Here is a 19,848-nt window from a genome sequence, read left to right on the forward strand (position 1 = left end):
CGGAGAAACACTGAGGTAACTCCACCGGCCGGTCATCGAAGCGCTTCGACACTCCCCTCAGAGGATGGCCATGCACGAACCCTTCCGCGACCCTGAGCTCCCCCTCCACGACCGGATCGCCGACCTGTCGCGCAGGCTCACGCTCGACGAGAAGATCGGCCTGCTCCACCAGTACCAGGCGCCCGTCGACCGGCTCGGCGTGGCCGCGTTCCGCACCGGCACCGAGGCCCTGCACGGCCTGGCCTGGCTCGGCCCCGCCACCGTCTTCCCGCAGGCCGTCGGCCTGGCCTCGACCTGGGACCCGGACCTGGTCCGCCGCGTCGGCGAGGCCGCAGGCGACGAGGTGCTCGCCTTCCACCACAAGGACCCGACCGGCGCCGGCCGCAACGTCTGGGCCCCGGTGGTCAACCCGCTGCGCGACCCGCGCTGGGGGCGCAACGAGGAGGGCTACTCCGAAGACCCGTGGCTCACCGGGCTCATGGCCGCCGCCTACGCCTCCGGCCTGCGCGGCAGCGACCCCCGCGTGCTCAAGACCGCGCCCACGCTCAAGCACTTCCTCGCCTACAACAACGAGACCGACCGCTGCGTCACCTCCAGCAACGTGCCGCCCCGGGTGCTGCACGAGTACGAGCTGCCCGCCTTCAGGCCCGCCATCGAGCAGGGCGCCGCGGTCGCCGTCATGCCCTCCTACAACCTGGTCAACGGCCGGCCCGCGCACCTCAGCCCGCTCATCGGCGAGGTCCTGCGGGCCTGGGCGCCGGACGACCTGCTCGTGGTCAGCGACGCCTGCGCGCCCGGCAACCTGGTCTCGCCGCAGGGCTACCACGCCGACCCCGCCGAGGCGTACGCGCACGCGATCAGGGCCGGGCTGGACAGCTTCACGCAGGACGACGACCGGTCCGAGGCCACGCTCGGGCACATCAGGGAGGCGCTGGAGCGCGGACTGATCGGCGAGGCCGACCTCGACGCCGCCGTGCGGCACCTGCTGTCGATCCGGTTCCGGCTCGGCGAGTTCGACCCCGCGACCCCGTACGACCACCTCACCGAGGAAGTGGTCAACTGCCCGCGCCACCAGGACCTGGCCCGCGAGGCGGCGCGGCGCTCGTTCGTGCTGCTGGAGAACGACGGGCTGCTGCCGCTGCGCGACGTCGCCACCGTCGCGGTCGTCGGCCAGCTCGGCGACACGCTCATGGAGGACTGGTACAGCGGCACGCTCCCGTACGCCGTCACCGCCCGCGCAGGGCTGGCCGAACGGTGCGAGACCGTCTTCTGCGAGGCCGTCGACCGGGTGACGCTGACCGCCGAGGCGGGTCACGTGGCGGCCGACCCGGCCGGCGGGCCGCTCAGCCTCGGCGCCGAGCCCGGCCTGTTCGACGTGTTCGACTGGGGCGGCGGAGCCTACGCGCTGCGCGCCGCCGCCACCGGCCGGTTCGTCTCCGTGGACGACGGCGTGCTGGTCAACGACCAGCCGGGGCCGAACGGGTGGGAGGTGCGCCAGACGTTCCGGATGGAGGAGCGGCCGCGCGGCGCGGTGACGCTGCGCCACATCTCCACCGGCTGCTACGTCGGCGTCGCCGGCGACGGGACGCTGCGCCTGGTCGACGACGCCGACCAGGCGCTCTGGCTGTCGCTGGAAGTGGTCAGGAGCGGCGCCCGGCAGGCCGCCGAGCTGGCCGCCACCGCCGACGTGGCCGTCGTGGTCGTCGGCGACCACCCGCTGGTGAACGGCCGCGAGACCGAGGACCGCAGCACGCTCGCCCTCGCCCCCGCCCAGGACGCCGTGGTCCGGGCCGTGCTGGCCGCCAACCCGCGCACGGTCATGGTGATCAGCAGCGGCTACCCGCTCACCTGGACCGCCTCGGGGGTGCCGGCGGTGCTCTGGTCCGCGCACGGCGGGCAGGAGTACGGCCACGCCCTGGCCGAGGTGCTGCTCGGCGACGCGGAGCCGGAGGGTCGGCTCACGCAGACCTGGTACCGCTCCGAGCAGGAGCTGCCCGACCTGCTGGACTACGACATCATCACCGCCGACGCCACCTACCTGTACTTCCGCGGGACCCCCCGCTACCCGTTCGGGCACGGCCTCGGCTACACCGACTTCGCCTACTCCGGCCTGGAGGTCGCCTGCGACGGCGACCGGGTGCGCGCGACGGTGACCGTGACCAACACCGGGCCGCGCGAGGGCGCCGAGGTCGTCCAGTTCTACACGCACCAGCAGCGCTCCCGCGTCAAGCAACCGCTGCGCCGGCTGCGCGGCTTCGAGAGGGTGCGGCTCGCGCCCGGAGAGAGCCGCGCCGTCCATCTCGACCTGCCGGTACGCGAACTGGCCTGCTGGGACGTCACCAGCGGCCGGTTCGTCGTGGAACGCGCCCCGCACCGGCTCATGGCCGGCCGCAGCGCCACCGACCTGCGGGTCGGCGCCCGCTTCGAGGTCGACGGCGAGGTCATCCCGCCGCGCCGCGGCCTGCTGCGCGCCGTGGACCACGACGAGTACGACGCGATCACCTTCACCGCGTCGGACCGCGAGCGCGGCGAGGCGGTCCGGGCCGGCACCGAGGGCGCCTGGATCGTGTTCCGCCAGGTGGACCTCACCGGCGCGGCCTCCTGCCTGGCCGTGCTCGGGAGCACCGAGGGCGGCATGATCACCTTACGGATCGGCGACCCCCTCTACGGCCGGCCGATCGCCGCCTTCCCCGTGCCCAGGACCGGCAGGTACGACCTGCGCGCCGTCGCCGCCTCCCTTGCGGGCACGCGGGGAGTGCACGATCTTTATGTCGTGTTCGAGAACGAAGGGGTCACGCTGAGCCAGATCGACGTCGGGGCCGGGACTTGAGCGGGCGCACCGTCACCATCACGGAGGTCGCCCGGCACGCCGGCGTGGCCGTGAGCACCGTCTCGTACGTGCTCAGCGGCAAGCGCACGATCTCGGCCGGCACCCGGCGCCGGGTGCTCGACAGCATCGCCGCGCTCGGCTACCACCCGCACGCCGGCGCCCGCGCCCTGGCCAGCAAGCGGGCCAACGTCATCGCCCTGGTGCTGCCGCTGCGCGCCGGCATGCACGTGCCGGTGCTGATGCGCTTCGCCAGCGCCGTCGTCACAGCCGCCCGCCGCTACGACCACGACGTGCTGCTGCTCACCGCCGACGAGGGCACCGACGGCATCAGGCGGGTGGCGGCCAGCGCGCTGGTGGACGCGTTCGTGCTCATGGACGTCGAGCTGGACGACAGCCGGGTGCCGCTGCTGCGGGAGCTGGCCGAGCCCAGCGTGCTCATCGGCTTCCCGGCCGAGCCCGCCGGCCTCACCTGCGTCGACCTCGACTTCGCCGCCGCCGGCGGGCAGTGCGTCGCCCACCTGGCCGAGCGCGGCCACTCCAGGATCGCCCTGCTCGGCGCGCCCGCCGTGGTGTACGAGCGCGGCACCGGCTTCGCCCGCCGCACCCGCGAGGGCTTCGTCGCCGCGGTCGCCGCGCACCGGGTGGCGGGGGTGGCGCTGCCCTGCGAGGAGACGTTCGACGAGGTGTACGCGACCCTGGCCAGGCTCCTGCGGGACCAGCCGGACCTGTCCGGGCTCGTGGTGCACAACGAGGCCGCGGTCGGTCACGTGCTCAGCGCCCTGCGCCAGCTCGGCCGGCGCGTCCCCGCCGACGTGGCGGTGGTGGCGATCTGCCCGGACGACGTGGCGGAACGTGCCAGCCCGGCCCTCACCTCGGTCCTGATCCCGGCCGAGGAGGTGGGGCGGGAGGCGGTGCGGCTGCTGATGGAGAAACTGGACGGCAGGACCGTCCCGGACGCCACCCTGCTCGCGCCGCACCTCGCGCTGCGCGCCAGCACCTGACCGGGAACGGTCCTCCAGCGGATCAGGAAGTCTCTAGCGGATCAGGAAGAACGCGAACGCGGCCAGCAGCACGGCGGCGACCGCGGGGGACAGCCAGGTGTGCCACGTCACCGGCTTCGCGCTGACCGGCAGCACCGGCCGGCGGGCCACGGCGGCGGCCACGGCGGCGCCCAGCACACCCGCGCCCAGCGCCCACACGAACGGCGGCACCACGTCCCAGCCGCCCGCCGTGTGCCCCAGCCCGAGGAAGAGCACCGCCCACAGGGCCCGGGTCGCCACCGAGATCCGGTCCAGCCCCGACGCCCGGAACGCCGAGTGGAGCAGGCCGAGCCCGAGGAAGGGGAAGACCAGGGCGAAGATCAGCGGCCGGATCTCCGGACCGCCGCCGGCCGGCGGCTCGGCCCCGAGCAGGCGCAGGCCCACCCCGTCGACCGACGTGCCGGTGTTGCCCATGACCACCACGCCCCGGCCGGACGCCCGGTCGAAGCCCGCGTACGTGCGGAACCCGCCTGTCCCGCCGTTGTGCCAGGTGATCTCGCGCTCCCCGTACCGGGTGGTGAACCAGCCGTAGCCGATCCGCTCGCCGTCACCGGCGTCGAAGCGCGGGGTCGCCGCGTCCGCGCCCGGCGCGGAGCCCGCCATCACCGCCTGGACGAGCCGGGCGACGTCGTGCGCGGTGGACCAGACGGCGCCGCCCGCGCCCGCGTACCCGTGGTCGCGCCACGGCTCCATCGGCAGCCCGTTCACGTTCCGGCCGCGGGCGTGCCGGGCCGGCAGCGGCTCGTCCGGCTGGAGCACGACGGTGGAGCCCATGCCGAGCGGGGCGAGCAGCCGCGTGCGCAGCAGGGTCTCGTAGCCGGTGCCCGCGTGCTCGGCCAGCGCCTGGCCGAGCAGCGCCACGCCGAGGTTGGAGTAGGAGACCTCGCCTCGCCTCCCGGCTGAGACGGCCGCGGCGTCGTCCAGCATGCTCCGCGGCCCCGCGGCGGCGTACGGGTCCTCGCCGGCGAAGACGTACAGATACGAGCGCAGGAAGCCCACCGGCGTCATGCGCAGGTTGGGGATCCCCGCCCGGTGCGAGGACAGCTCGGCGAGGGTCGCCGCGGCCACGGCGGGGTCGGAGAAGGCGACGCCCGGCAGCAGGTCGCGCACCGGCGTGCCGGGGGAGAGCCCTTCGTCCGCCAGGTCGGCCAGCAGCATCCCGGTCATCGGCTTGGTGATCGACCCGAGCTCGTAGGCGGTGTCCTGGTCCACCGGCCGGGGGTCGGCCCCGCCGGTGTCGCCCACTCCGGCGTGGCGGATCCGGCCGTTCTCGATGAGCGCCACGGACAGGCCCCGGTATCCCTCCTGCCCGGCGGCGTTCCGTACCAGCTTCGCCAGGGCGGGGTCGCCGGTCGTCGCGGAGCCCAGCGTGGGCGGGGCCGGAGCGACGAACAGGGCGAGGGCGGCCACGACGAGGGCGGCCAGGGCGGAGGCTCGCTTCATGGTCCGAATCTACGTAACTTCGAAACTTCGGTCAAACCGATTTGCTGGGTTTGCCCGCTGTGCGCACCGGCACCCCGGCCGACATGCCCGCGTCTCGCCGTCCATCACGCTAAAGTTGGATAATCATCGAACTTAGGAGTTGGACATGCGTGCTGTGCGGATCGACCACTTGGGAGATCTTGAAGTGCTGGCGCCGGTCGACGTACCGGAACCGCGACCGGCCGAGGGCGAGGTGCTGGTCCGGGTCATCGCCTCGGCCGTCAACCCGGTCGATGAGAAGACGCGGGCAGGGGCCATCGGTGAAGGCACGCCGCCGTTGCCGATGACGCTGGGCTGGGAGCTGGCGGGGATCGTCGTCGATCCGGGCACGAGCGGGCTGCCGGTCGGCGAGCGGGTGTTCGGCATGGTGCATCAGCTGGCGACCGGGCGCGGCTCATGGGCCGACCTCGTCGCCGTCCCGGCCGCCTCCATCGCCCGGGCGCCCATGTCGGTCAGCCTGGCCGAGGCGGCGACCCTGCCCCTGCCGGGACTGACCGCGACGCAGACCCTGGACTGGCTGCGGATCGGACCGGGGGACAAACTGCTGGTGGCAGGCGCGGCAGGAGCCGTCGGCGGACTCGCGGTGCAACTCGCGCGCGCCCGCGGAGCGCGGGTGGACGCGCTGGTGTCCAGGCAGGCGCAGATCGAGGTGGCACACGAACTGGGAGCCGACCACGCCACCACCGACCGGGCCACCTTGCAGGTGGGCGGCTACGATGCCGTCTTCGACACCTTCGGCGCCTTTGTCACCGGCGCGGTGGCCGACGGCGGCAGGTACGCCTCGATCGCCACTCAAGCCGGGCCCGTGCCCGACCTGTCGCACCGCCGGGTGCGCACCACGGTCAACCAGGTTCGCGAAGACGGCCGCGGACTCGCCGAACTCGCCGCGGCCGTGGACGGCGGGCGGCTGAAGATCCGGGTCGAGGCGCAGTACGCGTTACAGGACATCAAAGCCGCGCACGAGCATTTCCGGCGAGGGAGCCTGAACGGGAAGATCGTGTTGATCTTCTGAACCTCCGCACCGCGATGGAGACGCCAGGCCTGGACGGTGCCCGCGGCGTGCTCCTCCTCCCGCGGAGGAAGAGGTCTCAGCGGACGGCGGCGGTCAGCGGGCCGGCCACCGCGTCGATGATGTCCCGCGCGGCGGCTTCCGGCAGCGGCCTGCTCTGGCGCACTTGCCGGCCGGGAACGTCGGAGCCGCTGGCTCTGATGGTGATCAGCACGTTGTGCTTACGGATGACCACAAAGCCCTCACCTCGCCTCGCTTCGGCGATCTGCCACACGTAATAGACGTAGTAGCCCTCGTCGAAGTCCCGCCCGGCTTTCGCGGACCCCACCTGCTTGATCATTCCCTTGCGCTGCGGGGCGCCGCCGAACCCACTGGGCCGGCGGTAGTCGGCGCGCCTCTTCTGGTCGAAGGACCTCTTGGCATCGTCGAGGTCGGTCACGCCCTCGAAGCCGACGGAGTAGCTGACCTTGAGGTCCCTGAACCTGAACGGCGGCCGGCGACCTGGATCGTTCGTCCACTGGCAGGAGACGTCGACAACCGAGCGTCTGCCCTTCTGGGTCTTCGGCATCCCGATCTTCGCCCGGATCCGCGCGTTGAGGGCCTGGCAGGGCCGGGCGGGAACCCGCAGCAAGGTGGCCTCGGCAGGCTGGGGACTCCGTGTGCCGGTACCGGCCGAGGTGATCACGGCCGGGGGCGCGGTGGAGGGTGGCGGCGCCGTCGGCAGGGCGCCGCAGCCCGTTGCCACTGCGGTGAGGCACAGCATGCTCACAGCTCCGCGCGTCCGTGTCGTCATAGCGGCCCCCAAGAACGTGATCAGGCTTCAGCGGAAGTGGGGGATCATCCTGCTGGCGTTTTCGAAGGCGGGAACAGAGTCCTTTCTGCCAATTCGGCTCGTCCCAGTGCCTTGATCACCGGCCCCTTCTCCGGACGGGGGCCGTGACGAGGACGTCATCCTCGCATTTCCGCCAAATATCGCTGAGATGCCGACACCCCCGCCATTTGCGGTATGCCGTGTCGGCGTGCCAACTACGGTGCGAAACCATCGCCTGCCCGCCACCCGGCGGGCGCCGGACGGGCAACGACGACAAGGGGACTTGGTGCAGGCGGACCAGACGCGACTGGGTGTGCTCGGACCGCTGGAGGTGCGGATCGGCGGCAGGCAGGTGTCCTTGCCCGCGGGCAAGCACCGCGTCCTGCTCGCCGCGCTCCTGCTCCGGGCCAATCGCACCGTCCGTACGGACGAACTGATCGACTACGTCTGGGACGGCGCGCCCCCGGCCGGCGCGCGCGGCACCGTGCAGACCTACATGGCGCGATTGCGAGCGGCCCTCCACCCGGCCGACGTCATCGTCACCCAGTCCGACGGCTACCTCATCGAAACGCCCGACACCACCCTGGACCTGAACCGTTTCCGGGATCTCCGCGACCGGGCCGAGACTGCGGTGGCACACGGCCGGGCCGCGGAGTCGGCCCTGCTGCGGCAGGCGCTGGCACTGTGGCGGGGGCCCGCCCTCGCCGACGTGCCGTCCGAGACCCTGCGCACGCTCGCCGCGCTCCCGCTCGCCGAGGAGCGGCTGGCGACGCTGGAGCGCCGCATCGAGGCGGACCTCTCCCTCGGCAGGCACCGCCAGGTCGTCGCCGAGCTGCGGACGCTCACCGCCGAGCACCCGCTGCACGAACGCTTCTGGGGGCAGCTGGTCATGGCGCTGCACGGCAGCGGCCGGCAGGCCGAGGCGCTGGAGGCGTTCCGCCGGCTCCGCCGGCTGCTGCATGACGAACTCGGCATCGAGCCGGGCGAGGACCTGCAGGACCTGCACCGTCAGGTGCTCAACGGCACCCCGGCCCTCCCCCTTGGGGCGCACTCCACCCCTGCGCCCCGCCCATGGCGGGCCTCCTGCCATCTGCCGCCGGACCTCGGCGCCTACGCCGGACGCGCGGAGCTGGTCGAGGAGGGCGTGTCCCTGATGGTGAGCCCTGCCCGCCGCACCGTGGTGCCCATCCTGGCGGTGTGCGGCGCGCCGGGGACCGGGAAGACGGCGCTGGCCGTCCGGATCGCGCACCGCGTCCGCTCCGCCTTCCCGGACGGCCAGTGGTTCGTCCGGCTGCGCGACGCCGAGGGCAGGCCGCGCGACCCCTCGGACATGCTCGCAGAGGCGCTCCTCGCCGCCGGGGTCGACCGCGCCTCCCTTCCCGACGACCTGGCGGCGCGAGCGGCCCGGCTGCGCGCCGAACTGGCCGGCCGCTCGCTGCTGCTGGTCCTGGACGACGCCGCCGAAGCGGCCCAGATCAGGCCCCTGCTGCCCGGAGTCGCGGGATGCGCGGTGCTGGTCACCTCCAGGACCGACCTGGGCGGCCTCGCCGCGCTGCACGACGCCCGCGTCGTCACGCTGGGACCGCTGCGGCGTGCGGAGTCGGTGGGGCTGCTCGCGGAGCTCGTCCCCGGCGGGGAGGCCGGCGACGAGCACGCGCGGGCGGAGATCGCCCGGCTCTGCGGCGACCTGCCGCTGGCGCTGCGGCTGGCCGCGGCCAACCTGATCGGCCGCTCTCCTGCCGAGGCGAGCCGCTACCTGGCCCGGCTGCGCTCGGGAGACCCGCTCGGCGCGCTTACGGTCGCGGGCGACCATGAGGCGTCGATCCGGGCCGCGTACGACCGCTCGTACTCGGCGTTGCCGCCCGCGGCCCGCCGGCTCTTCCGCCTCCTGGCCAAGACACCGGGCGACATCACACTCGACGCCGCGGCGGCGCTGCTGGCCGCGTCGGCCGGCGCGGCCGAGCCGCTGCTCGCCACGCTGACCGCCGCGCACCTCCTGCGGCGATCAGGCGCCGGCGACCGCTACCGGCTCGACCGGCTGCTGCGGCTGTACGCGGCCGAGCGGCTGGCCGCGGAGGAGCCCCTCGCCCTCCCGGTCCCGGACGGCCGCGGCGCGGCCGTCCGTCTCCCCGGACCCGAAGGCCGGGGACGCCCGACGCGGCGGCCCGGCGAGCCGCTCCGGTGCGCCGTCCTCAGCGACCGCCCCGCCCCGGCGGACGGGCGGTGACGGCGTCGCCGTCACCGCCCGCTGACTCCGGGGGCGGCAGGCCAGGGCAGAGGCGCGGCCCGGTCCGGGGGCGGCGCCGCGGACTCGACGGCCGCCGCCAGCGCGCCGAGGTCCACCGGCGTCTCCTGGATCCTGCGCAGCGCCTCCCCGACGGCCTCTATCCTGCCCTCCCGCCCGATCGGCAGGTGCTCCTGGCCGGTGAAGGCCGCGCTGACCTGGGCCGCCCACGCCTGTACGACCTCACGCAGCCGCGGCGGGTTCACCATGACGGACAGATGCAGCGAGCCCTCCGGCCCGGCCATCGCCCGGTGCCCCATGCCCAGCGGCACGTACAGTCCCTCGCCGGCGCGCAGCTCGACCTCCTCGGTGACGGCGTCCTCCCCGGGGATCTCGGCGAGGTCCCAGTCGTCGCCGGCCGGTAGGTCGTAGAGCGTCCAGCGCTTGCTCCCCTCCGCCTGGACGACGAACACGTGGGTGGCGTCCCGGTGGGCCCGCGTCCCGAAGTGCCCGGGAGGGGTCAGGAACGCGACGGTCTGGACGCGCGCCACCAACGCCCGTCCCAGCTCGGCCGACAGCCGGGCGAGGTGCTCGTCCCAGACCTCGATGCCCGTCAGCGACAGCGTGGCGCCCTCGCCGATCGCCGCGGCGATCCGGCCCGGGTCGGCGCAGCCGGTGTGCCGGTGTTCCCCGACGACCTGGGCCCGGGTGTAACGGTTGGGATGCAGCGCCTCGCCGCCGAAGGTGAGGCTGAACTGGGGGTAGCGCAGGTTGCCGTGGGCGAGCCAGCGCTCGACCCGCTCGCGGTCGATCAGCGCGCGGGCCTCGTCCGACGTGGTGAAGCGGAGCGCGCTCCGCCCCCAGTCGATGCGCTCGGCCTCCTGCGGCTCGGCGAACAGCCAGGCCCACGCCGATGCGAGGCCCTCCTGGACGCCCTCCATCAGCGTCTCCCGAGGGGACCGTCGCCTATAGGCGACGGGGGAATCGGGAGCGGGAGGGCCGGCAAGGCCCGAGTGTGCGGTGACCCGCCTGGTCTGCGCATCAGAGATCTCCGTTCGTCGCATGTCGGATGGGTGATGATCGTGTGACTCGTCGGGTGCGCACTACTCCCGGCGACGGCGCAGCGCGACCACCCCCGGAACCCCGAGCGTCGTCGCACCGCCGCTCACCGCACCAGCAGCGCCGCGTCCCAGCCGCTCTCCGCGGGCCGGTCGCCGGCGTACGCGTGCAGCGCCAGCGCGATCCCCGTCGCGCCCTCCAGGAACCCGGGCAGGTCGACGCTCGTCCCGTGCCGCTGCGTCGCCGCCCGGAATCCGAACGGGGCCTGCGGGTCGTACAGGTCGAGCGCCCGGACCGCGAGCCGGTCCGCGGCGCCGGCGAGCTCGGCGTCGTCCGCGTCCCGCGCCACCAGCCGGGTCAGGTGGAGCAGGCCCGCCCATCCATGGCACAGCCCCGCGTCCTGCACGCCGTGCTGCTCCTCGGGCAGCGCCAGCGTGCCGCGCAGCGCCTCCACCGCGAACCGGCACCAATCCGGCCGCCCCAGCGCCATTCCGGCCAGTTGCAGGGCGCGCGCCGCGCCGGGGACGCCGTAACACCACGCCGTGCGGCTGCGGGGCAGCTCTGCCGGGGGCCCGTCGAGGTCCTCGCGCCGCACCCAGCCGGGCCAGTACGTGCCCGCCCCGTCCGAGTCGTGCCAGTCGAGCATCCACCGGGCGATCCGCGCCATGGCCTCGTCCTGGCCGGGCACCCGCACGCCGGCACGCCAGGCCAGGGCCAGCAGGGCCAGCGGTCCCGGCGCTCCGTGGGCGAGTCCCAGGTTGCCGTGGCCGCCGTACCCGTCCGACCACTCGCCGAACGGTGTGTGGGACACCCACCAGCCCGGCAGGGCCGTCCCCCCGTCCTTTTGCGGCCTGCTCAGCGCGACCAGGTAGGCGAGGATCTCCTCCAGGACGGCGCGGGCGGGCTCGACGTCGAGGAGGTATCGCCCCACGCCCGTGACGCCGCCGATGACGTCGTAGGCCGCGAACGAGGTGCCGGCCCTGCCGTCCTCGATGCGCTGCCACTCGGGGCGCAGCCGCGCCTGGACCTCAGCCGTGAGCCGCTCGTCGATCGACGTGCGCAGCCTGGCGTACTCGCCGGGACGGCGCGCGGCCCGCGAGGCGGCGAAGGCGAGGGCCGTGTGGCCGCTGTAGAGCCCGCCCAGGGGAGCGTGCGCCGCCTGCGCGGCGGCCTGCGCCAGATATGCGTGCGCGACCCGGCGGCAGGCGGGGTCGTCGTGCGCCAGCTCGGCGTACAGCAGGGCCACGGCCGGATACCCGTCGGTGAGGCAGACCGGCTCCCAGATCGGCAGGCCCGCCCCGTCCGGCGTCGGACGGAGGTTGTCCGGGGCGGCCGCGCGGCCGGCGACGAAGGCGGGGTCGGCCAGCCGCCTGGCCAGGTCGGTCACGACCGCGGCGGCTCTGGCCCGTGTCGCTCCGGCGCTGCCGGTGTGTGTGGCTTCCTGGCCGGTGGCGGGTGTCACGAGGTGAACCTCTTCCTGGAAAGGCCGGCCTCCACGACGCCGCGCAGGATGGCCAGCGTCCGTTGCTCCGTGGTGGGGCGGATGCCGAGCAACCGGTTGTGGTGCATGTGCAAAAGCGCGCCGGTCACGGTGAATCGCGTGCCGGTGAGCCGCCGCGCGGCCAGCGCCTCCCGGACGGCCTGTCCGTAGGCCGCGAGGGCGGGCCGGCGGGCCTTCCAGGTCTCCAGCAGCTCGGCGCCGCCCGGCCGGGCCGCCAGCGCCGGCCAGTCCCCGTCGGGGTCGATGAGCGTGACCGCCTCCCGCCGCTGGTCGCGGAAGGCGGCGTGGTGCTCCCCCTTGGGCAGCACCGACAGCAGCCACGGCTGCCAGTCGGGATCGCCGAGGCCGCGCAGGATGTCCACGTAGTTGGCCGCCGCCAGCAGTTCCGGGCCGAGGTTCAGGCCGCGCTCGCGGAGGCGGAGCTGGGCCAGGACCGCCGCGCTGTCGGCGGCGAACACCCGTTCGGCGACCTCGACGGTGCCGGTGCCGCCGTACCTGGCGACCTCGGGCTCGTAGGCGTCGAGCGTGAGGCGCGCGGCCAGCCCGGCATCGCACAGCAGGCCGGCCCAGTCGTGCAGGGCGGGCAGCAGGAGCGCGTTGACCTGGGCCGGGTCCCCGTGGAAGCGGAGCCGCAGGTGCGGGTCGGGATCCTGGTAGCGGATGAAGAACCAGCGGTCCACCGAGGTGGGCAACTGCGCGATCAGGGCGGGCAGGTGCCGTTCCAGCAGCTCGTCCTGCCTGTCGCGGGTGCCGTACAGCTTGGCGTAGAGCCAGGCGCCGCCCGGCAGGTGGCGCGGGCGCGGCGCCCGCCCCGGCGGCAGAGGCCTGGGGCGGCGGGCGGCGCCGGTCACGAGCGTCAGCGGGACGACGAGCTCGTTGGCGTGCCCGTCCAGCCAGCCGGTGTCCTCCGGGGCGCCGGGCGGCTCGCACACCGATGCGTGCGGGCGGCGCGACAGCTCGTGCCGCAGCACCCTGCGGTGCAGGGGAGCGGTCAGGTCGAGCTCCACCCGATGGTCGCCGTGGACCACCTGCACCCGGTCGGGCACCCGCCATCGCGCCCGCCAGGCGTCCAGCTCGGCCGACCATTCGTCCTCGCCCAGCTCCCGTTCGCCCAGGCGGGCGGTGGGCCGCCAGCGGGCCGGCGCGAGCACGGTCCGGCCGTAACGGACCCTCGGCAGCCAGGGCAGCGCCTCGGCAGCCCCCCACGACCAGCTCCGCAGGTGGCGATGCCCGCCCTCGGCGATCTCCCGCACGAGGCGGACCGCGTTCGCGCTCAGCCGCGTGGTGTCGAGCATGTGCGGCGAGACGGGCGTGACCTCCCGGTCGTGCGGGCCGGACACCAGGTACAGCCGGTGGTCGTCGGCGCCGACCAGGAGGTCGCCCGCGCCGAGCACCCGCGGGTCCGACCGTTCGGCGAACGCGCCCAGGGCGAGGGTGTGCTCGCACACCACCGGCACCTGGGCCACGTTGGCCACGCGCGGGACCAGCGGCTGGAAGACGAGCTGGGCCCGAATCGGTCCGGCGCCCCCTGCGGCCTCGGCCACGGGTGCCATCGGATAGCTCCCCTCGGGGAACAGGTAGGCGAAGCGCCCGAACAGGGACCCGGCCATCGAGGAGCCCGTCGCGGGCGCGAGTGCCAGCCGGAACTCGCCCCGGCCGAGAGCCTCCGCGGACTCTGCCAGGAGCTGGACGCACAGCTCCGCGGACTCCGGCGGCGGCAGGTGGGGCTCCTCGTCGGCGGAGAGCCGGGCCACCAGCTCGTCGTCCAGCACGACCTCGCCCGTCCCGTCCAGGAGCGCCTGCTGGGCCAGTTCGGCGAGCAGCGCGTCGTGCGGGTCGTGACGCTCCGGGGCCGGCCGCGCCAGGCGTTCGCTCTCCGGCACCAGGTACCCGGCGGGGAAGCCGAGGCCGCGTTCGGCGTCGGTGAGCTCGGCGAAGGGGATGAGCTGGCCGGTGCCGTACCGTTCGAGGAACGCGGTGTGGTATTCCGCCAGGTGCGGCGGCGGCTGGGCGGGACCGGACATGCGCAGCAGCGCCGAGGCCGCGGCCGCGGCCTCGTCGGCGACCGCCTGCGGCAGCGTCACGTCGGCGTCGAAGCGCAGGTCCACCTGGATCGGCGACTTGTCGGCCGGGCGCAGCGCGCGCATCGACGCGACGGCCGCCCGCCACGCGGGACGGCCTTCCCCCGGGGCGCAGTCGGCGTAGCGGGCCAGCGCGGCGGCGACCTCGCCGAGCCTGGCCGCCTCGTTCAGGTCGTCCACGGCGGCGACCCGATCGAGCACGTAGGCCAAGGGGTCGGAGCTGCTCAGCGGCGGGCGCAGGTCGGTGAGCAGCACCTCGCGCTCGACGAGCTGCCCGGCCATGGCCTCCACGGCGGCCGGGGACGCCCCGGGGAACGCCGCCCGGAGGCGGCCGAGCAGTTCCTCGTACGCGATGGGCCGGGCCGCCCACTCCAGCGCCAGGCGTACCGGCTCGCTGTGGCGTACCGACAGCTCCTTGGCGCCGCCTCCGCCGTCCGGGCCGCCGTGCCGCACGTAGGGCAGCACCAGACGATCCCCGCGCACGACGCACAGGTCGTTGGCGACCACGCGCAGCCCGCGGCGCACTGCCGGGTCACGTTCCCATGCGGCCAGCAGGCCGGCGAGCCAGCCGGCGTCCGGACGCACTCCCTTGGCGTGGGCGCAGCCGAGCCGGACCTTCGCGGTGTCGCCGAAGCCGGCCAGTGCCACGCCGGCGAGCAGGCCGAAGGGCGTGGGGCGGCCGGCCATCCGCAGCAGGTAACGCGCCGTCGCCAGGACCGCGCGCCGCCGCTTCGCCTCCTCGACCGGCCGGCCGGCCTCGACGCGGTCCAGGACGCCGGCCAGCGACGGGCTGGACACCTCCAGAGCCTCGCGCAACAGCGGGTCGCGCAGCGCCTCCCGCAGGAAAGCCGTGTCCTCCCCGTCGCCGGCCCCCGCGCGGACGCCGGCGGCCCGCGCGACAGGCGCTACCGGGACGCGTAACAACGCGGCGCCCGCGGCGGCGAAGCGAGGCTGGTCACTCATGCGAACTCCCCGAATGTGAACGATCGCGGCCACCCTAGCCAGCCGTTTCCCGCCCGTAAGCGCACTCGCGGGCCGCGTGATCGCCGCGTAGGGGCGGCGTACTCGGCGCGTAAGCGCCTTGCCGAATACTGGTGTGCAGTCGCTTTCCGCTCGGGGAGCGGCCTTTTCGTGTTCCCGTCCCGGGCGCGGCGGGACGGGAACGCCACCAAGCTGACCATGAGGAGTGCTATGTCGACATTGACGTTGTCCGACGAGGACCTGCTGTTCGACCTGGACCTGGAGGTGGTGCCGGCGGACGGGCAGCAGGACACCACGATCTACGCGTCCAACAGCGGCGGGTACATCTGCGTGCCCGGCAGCTCCCAGTGCACGAACACCTGCTGGAACTGTTACTCCGTGAGCCGCTGCTGCATGCGGCCCGTCTGAGCACCACGCCGGCGGTTCCGGCCGGAGGGACGCTCCGTCCCTCCGGTTTTTCATGCATCGACCTGGAGGGGAGAGGCGTGGACGGCATGCGGCCGAACGCCCGCGCCGGCCGGCACCGCGCCGACGGCCGGGTGCGCATCCCGGAGGTCGACCCGCTGTTCGGCAGCGGCATCAGGATGAGCGCCGGCTGGGCCCAGCACGACGGGGCCGGAGTCGACCTCGGCTTCTGGACGCTGCTGTGGCGGCTGCCGAGGCTGATGCGGATCAGTTTCGGGCTGGCCTGGCACGCCGGGCACCTGCTGCTGCCCGTGGCCGTCGCGGCGAAGCTGCTCGCGGGCGCGGCCACGGGGGCGGTGCTGCTGGCCACGAACGAGGCCCTGGAGCTGCTCCTCGTCGGCCCGCCCACCGTGGAACGGCTGATGGACGCCCTTCCTGTCCTGCTGGCCGTGGCCGCCGGCGGGGTGGCGCGCAGCGTGCTGTCCTCGCTGGGCGACGCGACGAACGGCAAGCTCGCTCCCCGCATCGACCGCGCCGCGACGGTCAGGCTGCTCGAACGGGCCGTGCGGGTGGAACTCGTCATCATCAAGAACGCCGAGTTCCGCAATCTGATGTCGGCCGCGGCGCGCGGCGCGCTGTCGGCCCGGATGGTAACCGCCTACGCGATCGCGCTGGTGGAGGCGATGACCGGGCTGGTCGCCGCGGCCGGGGTGCTGACCGTGCTGCACCCGCTGCTGCTGCCGCTGATGGCGGCCGTCACGATCCCGTCGGCCTGGGGTGCGATGCGCATGGCGCGGGCCAGGTTCACCTCCATGAAGCGGTGGACGGAGCTGCAGCGGCAGCTCGAAACCCTGTCCGAGCTGCTGATCGGGGCCTCTCCCGCCGAGGAGGTGCGCGCCCATCGCGCGGACGGCTTCCTGCTCCACCACTACCAGCGGCTGGCCCGCCTGTCGGAGGCGGAACAGGCCCGCCTCGCCGGCCTCGAGGCGCGCACGACGCTGATGTCCGACGGCGTCGCCGGCCTGGCCAGGCTCGGGATGTACGGGGTGCTGGGCGCGCTGCTCGTGTCGGGTTCGGTGCCGCTGGCCGTGGCCGGGACGGTCCTGATCGCCATCCGCACCGGCACCCACCATCTCACCTCGCTGGTGTCGGCGGTGAACGACCTGTACGAGCAGGGCCTGTTCGTCCAGGACTGGAAGCAGGCGTGCGACCGGGCCGAGGCGGAGGCGATGCGCGGAGGAACGATCGAGCTGACCGCGCCGCCCGACCAGATCACCGTCAAGGACTTGTGGTTCACCTATCCGAACAACGAGCGGCCCTCCCTGGCCGGCGTGAACATGACCGTCCGCAGGGGCGAGATCGTCGCCCTGGTGGGCGAGAACGGCTCGGGCAAGACGACGCTGGCCAAGATCCTGGTCGGCCTGTACATGCCCCAGGCCGGGGCGGTCTGGTGGGACGGTTTCACCACCGGCGAGGTGAAGCGTGGCAGCCTCTACGATCAAGTCGCCCTGGTCGCGCAGGACTTCGTGGAGTGGCCGTTCACGGCCCGCGTCAACGTGACGATCGGCCGATCGACGCGCCCGCCGAACGCGACCGCGCTGGACGCCTCGGCCGCGTTCGGCCGGGCCGACGAGGTGGTCTCGCGGCTCGACGCGGGCTGGGACACGTTGCTGGCGCCCGAGTTCCTGGGCGGCACCATGCTGTCCGGAGGGCAGTGGCAGCGCATCGGGCTCGCCCGGGCGCACTACCGCGACGCCGGCGTGGTGATCTTCGACGAACCCACCGCCGCGCTGGACCCCCGGGCGGAGATCGAGGTGTTCGAACGGGTCAGCGATCTGGCCCAGGAGGGTCGCGCGGTCGTCCTCGTCACCCACCGGCTGGCCTCCGTGCGCCGTGCCGACCGCATCTACGTGCTGGACCGCGGCAAGGTGATCGAGCAGGGCACGCACGCGACCCTCATGGCGCTGAACGGCCGCTATGCCGAGCTGTACACGATGCAGGCCAGCCAGCACCAGGACCCGGTCTCTCCCTGATGACCCCGCACGCCGGCTCCGGCCGAGGAACCGGGAGCCGGCCAGGACGCCAAGGCTGGACGGCGAGACGCTCGGCAAGGATGCCCGGCCGAGCGTCTCACCGTGCTTCTCCTCGTCAGTGATCGGTCACCGTGTCGCAACGATCCCCGGAACGGCTCGGTGACCGTTCCTGACCGAGTTGCAGCCCGAGCTGGAAGCGGGTTTGGGCGCCGTAGCGGCCCATGAGCTCGTTCACCCGGCGTTGCACGGTGCCTGCGGCTGAGGTTGAGCGCGCGGGCGATCGCGGCCTGCCCCGCCGTCCCCGCCGGGGAGCCGTGCGCGATCCAGCCGCTGCTGCACGTGCGCTACGCCGTCACCCTCGACGAGCGCAACCAGGCGCAGGGGAGCGGCACCGTGGTGACGGTCACCGGCTACCACGAGGCGCGGACCGGGCGGGGCTCGTCGCTGGCCGGGCTGAAGCTGGAGGTCAGTTACGACGAGGGCGCGACCTGGACCGCCCTGCGGGTGACCGGCCAGGGCGACACGCGCTCGGCACGCCTGCCCGCCGCGCCCGCGAAGGCGACGTCGGTGTCGCTGCGGCTGGAGGCGAGCGACCGCGCGGGCTCCCGGGTCCGGCAGGAACTGCCTAAGGCGTTCGGCCTGACCGGCTGACCGCCAAGCCGTCGGCGGTCAGCCGACGGCAGGCGTCCGGGGCCGGCCGACGGGGTGCTCGCGTCTCAGAGACCTCGGCGGCCGGCCGGCGGAATGCCTCCTGCTGCTCCGCGGTGCGGCGCCGTCGGCGGCGATGGCGTTCTGATGCTCCTCCGTACAAACGAGAACGCGCCCCTCGGAGGGAGCGCGCTCGTGTGGGTGCGGGGTGTGGCTTACCAGTCGCCGCCGCCGAAGTCGCCGCCGCCGAAATCGCCCCAGCCGCCACCGCCGCCGAAGTCGCCGCCGCCGAGGTCACCGCCTCCGCCGAAGTCGCCGGCGCCGGCGTCGTAGCCGCCGCCCATCATGCCGCCCATCATCATGCCGCCCATGCCCCAGCCCATCATGGAGCCCATCATGGTGCCGATGAACATGCCGGTCATGATGTCGCCGAACCCACCGTAGTAGCCGTAGGCGTACGGCTGGTAGGCAGGGCCCGCGTCGTAGTAGGGGCGGCGCTGGCCGTTGACCATGACCTCGCGCGTCTGCGGGTCGAAGCCGCGCTCCACCGCCTCGGCGTCGGCCTTGCAGGCGGGCACGTCGCGCACCGCGCCACCGGGCGGGGCCCAGCGCACGTCGCGCGCCGAAGGACCGTGCTGCGGGTTGAAGAAGCAGGGCGCGCGCCGCTCGGGCACCGGCTGGTTGTCGACCCGGGCCTTGACGACCGCCAGAGCGTAGCGGCCCTCCTCGAGCGTGCCGGTGACCTCGCGGACCTGGTCGGCCCGCTCGACCGCGGCGAGCTGGGTCTTGGCCTTCTCGTAGGAGTCGAGGGCCTGCTGCCACTCGTCGATGTGCTTGCCGCCCTCGCCGGAGAGCACGACGTCGGTGTCGAGCGCGGTGATCTCCTCACCGAACTTGGTGACGTCCTCCTCGACGGTCTGCTTGACGGCGGCCAGGTCCTTGGCGTCCTGGATGGCCTGCTTCTTCTTCTTGTTGCGCGAGTAGAGGAAGTAGCCGCCACCGCCGGCCAGCGCGAGCACGCCCAGCGTGGCCAGCGCGCCGAAGCCGCTGCCGTCGTTGACCGGGCCGGAGTCGAGCGCGGAGCGCGACTTGCCCTCGGCCATGAGGTTGACCCGGGCGATGAAGTCCTGCATGCCGGACACGACGTCGTCGTTGTTGCGCACGGCGAGCTTCGACAGCTGGTCGGTCATGCCGGCTCTGCCGAAGTTGGAGGCGGCGAAGAGCGACGGGCCGTCGAGCACGGCCACGGTGAACTGGCCACCGGAACCGGACTTCTTGGCCTCGGAGACCGCGTCGCCGAGCTGCTTGATGTAGGCGGCGGGGTCGGTCACCGTGTTGTCGGGCAAGGCGGCCAGATAGATGTCGTTCTTCGAGTCCTTGAGCGCGTCGCGGATCTCGGACTGCTGGTCAGAGCTGAGCGCTGACCCCGACTGCACGTAGAGGGGGTCTCCGCTCTTCCAGTGGGCGAGCACCGTCTGGGCATCGGGCGGCGCCGCCGCCGCGTTGGCGGCAGGGGACAGCGCAAGAGTGACGAATAGACCGGCGATGAGAACCGCGATCGCGGCCCCTGCGCGGCGCAGCGGATGTGTCATTGGCAGCAAGCCTCCTTCGCCCATGAGGACGAACGGGCGGTCGGCAAAGTTCCTCACTTGGCACGCTACCCGCCCCGGACGTTCGGGGCGCACAGCGGATCCCGGGGAACATCCGCACCCGACCTTCCGGGCGCACGGCAAGTCCCGGGAAC

At 73.9% G+C, this 19,848-nt stretch carries 13 protein-coding genes; 7 read left to right on the forward strand and 6 right to left on the reverse strand.

Annotation, left to right across the window (positions count from 1 at the left end; translation table 11 throughout):
• Positions 1-70 precede the first annotated feature (70 nt).
• Positions 71-2,830, forward strand: a complete 2,760-nt coding sequence (locus ACQEUU_RS08400; RefSeq protein ID WP_433062502.1) for a glycoside hydrolase family 3 C-terminal domain-containing protein — start codon at positions 71-73, stop codon at positions 2,828-2,830.
• On the forward strand, positions 2,827-3,831 hold the full coding sequence (locus tag ACQEUU_RS08405) for a LacI family DNA-binding transcriptional regulator (protein ID WP_433062505.1): 1,005 nt from the start codon (positions 2,827-2,829) through the stop codon (positions 3,829-3,831). Before ACQEUU_RS08400 ends, ACQEUU_RS08405 begins: the two co-directional genes overlap by 4 nt.
• A 33-nt stretch (positions 3,832-3,864) precedes the next feature.
• Here the strand turns inward: ACQEUU_RS08405 and ACQEUU_RS08410 are convergent, their stop codons facing one another.
• Positions 3,865-5,313 carry a serine hydrolase domain-containing protein gene (locus ACQEUU_RS08410; protein ID WP_433062508.1) on the reverse strand — a complete coding sequence of 483 codons (1,449 nt, stop codon included), beginning with the start codon at positions 5,311-5,313 and terminating at the stop codon, positions 3,865-3,867.
• A 145-nt stretch (positions 5,314-5,458) separates the two neighbouring features.
• Between ACQEUU_RS08410 and ACQEUU_RS08415 the strand changes: the two genes are divergently transcribed.
• Complete coding sequence (locus ACQEUU_RS08415) at positions 5,459-6,364, forward strand: NADP-dependent oxidoreductase (RefSeq protein WP_433062511.1); 906 nt, start codon at positions 5,459-5,461, stop codon at positions 6,362-6,364.
• A 76-nt stretch (positions 6,365-6,440) separates the two neighbouring features.
• On the opposite strand, the gene ACQEUU_RS08420 is transcribed toward ACQEUU_RS08415, so the two are convergent.
• On the reverse strand, positions 6,441-7,124 hold the full coding sequence (locus ACQEUU_RS08420; protein ID WP_433062513.1) for a hypothetical protein: 684 nt from the start codon (positions 7,122-7,124) through the stop codon (positions 6,441-6,443).
• 334 nt (positions 7,125-7,458) lie between these two features.
• On the opposite strand from ACQEUU_RS08420, the gene ACQEUU_RS08425 reads away from it, so the two are divergent.
• Positions 7,459-9,399, forward strand: a complete 1,941-nt coding sequence (locus ACQEUU_RS08425; protein ID WP_433062516.1) for a BTAD domain-containing putative transcriptional regulator — start codon at positions 7,459-7,461, stop codon at positions 9,397-9,399.
• 11 nt (positions 9,400-9,410) lie between these two features.
• Here ACQEUU_RS08425 and ACQEUU_RS08430 read toward each other — a convergent pair whose 3' ends face one another.
• The 3 genes from ACQEUU_RS08430 to ACQEUU_RS08440 form a co-directional block, all read right to left on the reverse strand.
• Positions 9,411-10,337 carry a JmjC domain-containing protein gene (locus ACQEUU_RS08430; RefSeq protein ID WP_433062519.1) on the reverse strand — a complete coding sequence of 309 codons (927 nt, stop codon included), beginning with the start codon at positions 10,335-10,337 and terminating at the stop codon, positions 9,411-9,413.
• A 224-nt stretch (positions 10,338-10,561) separates the two neighbouring features.
• The gene (locus ACQEUU_RS08435; protein ID WP_433062522.1) at positions 10,562-11,917 is read right to left on the reverse strand and encodes a lanthionine synthetase C family protein; all 1,356 of its coding nucleotides are present in this window, start codon (positions 11,915-11,917) and stop codon (positions 10,562-10,564) included.
• Positions 11,914-15,000, reverse strand: coding sequence for a lantibiotic dehydratase (locus ACQEUU_RS08440; RefSeq protein ID WP_433062525.1), 3,087 nt, complete (start codon positions 14,998-15,000; stop codon positions 11,914-11,916). The genes ACQEUU_RS08435 and ACQEUU_RS08440 overlap by 4 nt, the downstream gene beginning before the upstream one ends.
• Before the next feature lie 228 nt (positions 15,001-15,228).
• On the opposite strand from ACQEUU_RS08440, the gene ACQEUU_RS08445 reads away from it, so the two are divergent.
• The 3 genes from ACQEUU_RS08445 to ACQEUU_RS08455 all read left to right on the forward strand — a co-directional run bounded on the left by ACQEUU_RS08445 (position 15,229) and on the right by ACQEUU_RS08455 (position 18,107).
• Complete coding sequence (locus tag ACQEUU_RS08445; RefSeq protein WP_433062528.1) at positions 15,229-15,426, forward strand: hypothetical protein; 198 nt, start codon at positions 15,229-15,231, stop codon at positions 15,424-15,426.
• Positions 15,427-15,512: 86 nt separating this feature from the next.
• Positions 15,513-17,456, forward strand: a complete 1,944-nt coding sequence (locus ACQEUU_RS08450) for an ABC transporter ATP-binding protein (protein ID WP_433071779.1) — start codon at positions 15,513-15,515, stop codon at positions 17,454-17,456.
• Between the two features lie 264 nt (positions 17,457-17,720).
• Positions 17,721-18,107 carry a hypothetical protein gene (locus ACQEUU_RS08455; RefSeq protein ID WP_433062531.1) on the forward strand — a complete coding sequence of 129 codons (387 nt, stop codon included), beginning with the start codon at positions 17,721-17,723 and terminating at the stop codon, positions 18,105-18,107.
• Between the two features lie 212 nt (positions 18,108-18,319).
• Here ACQEUU_RS08455 and ACQEUU_RS08460 read toward each other — a convergent pair whose 3' ends face one another.
• Positions 18,320-19,696 carry a hypothetical protein gene (locus ACQEUU_RS08460; RefSeq protein ID WP_433062533.1) on the reverse strand — a complete coding sequence of 459 codons (1,377 nt, stop codon included), beginning with the start codon at positions 19,694-19,696 and terminating at the stop codon, positions 18,320-18,322.
• Positions 19,697-19,848: the final 152 nt, after the last annotated feature.

Origin of the sequence: Nonomuraea sp. CA-218870, assembly GCF_050936535.1 — a bacterium.
GTDB classification, from domain to species: Bacteria; Actinomycetota; Actinomycetes; order Streptosporangiales; family Streptosporangiaceae; genus Nonomuraea; species Nonomuraea corallina.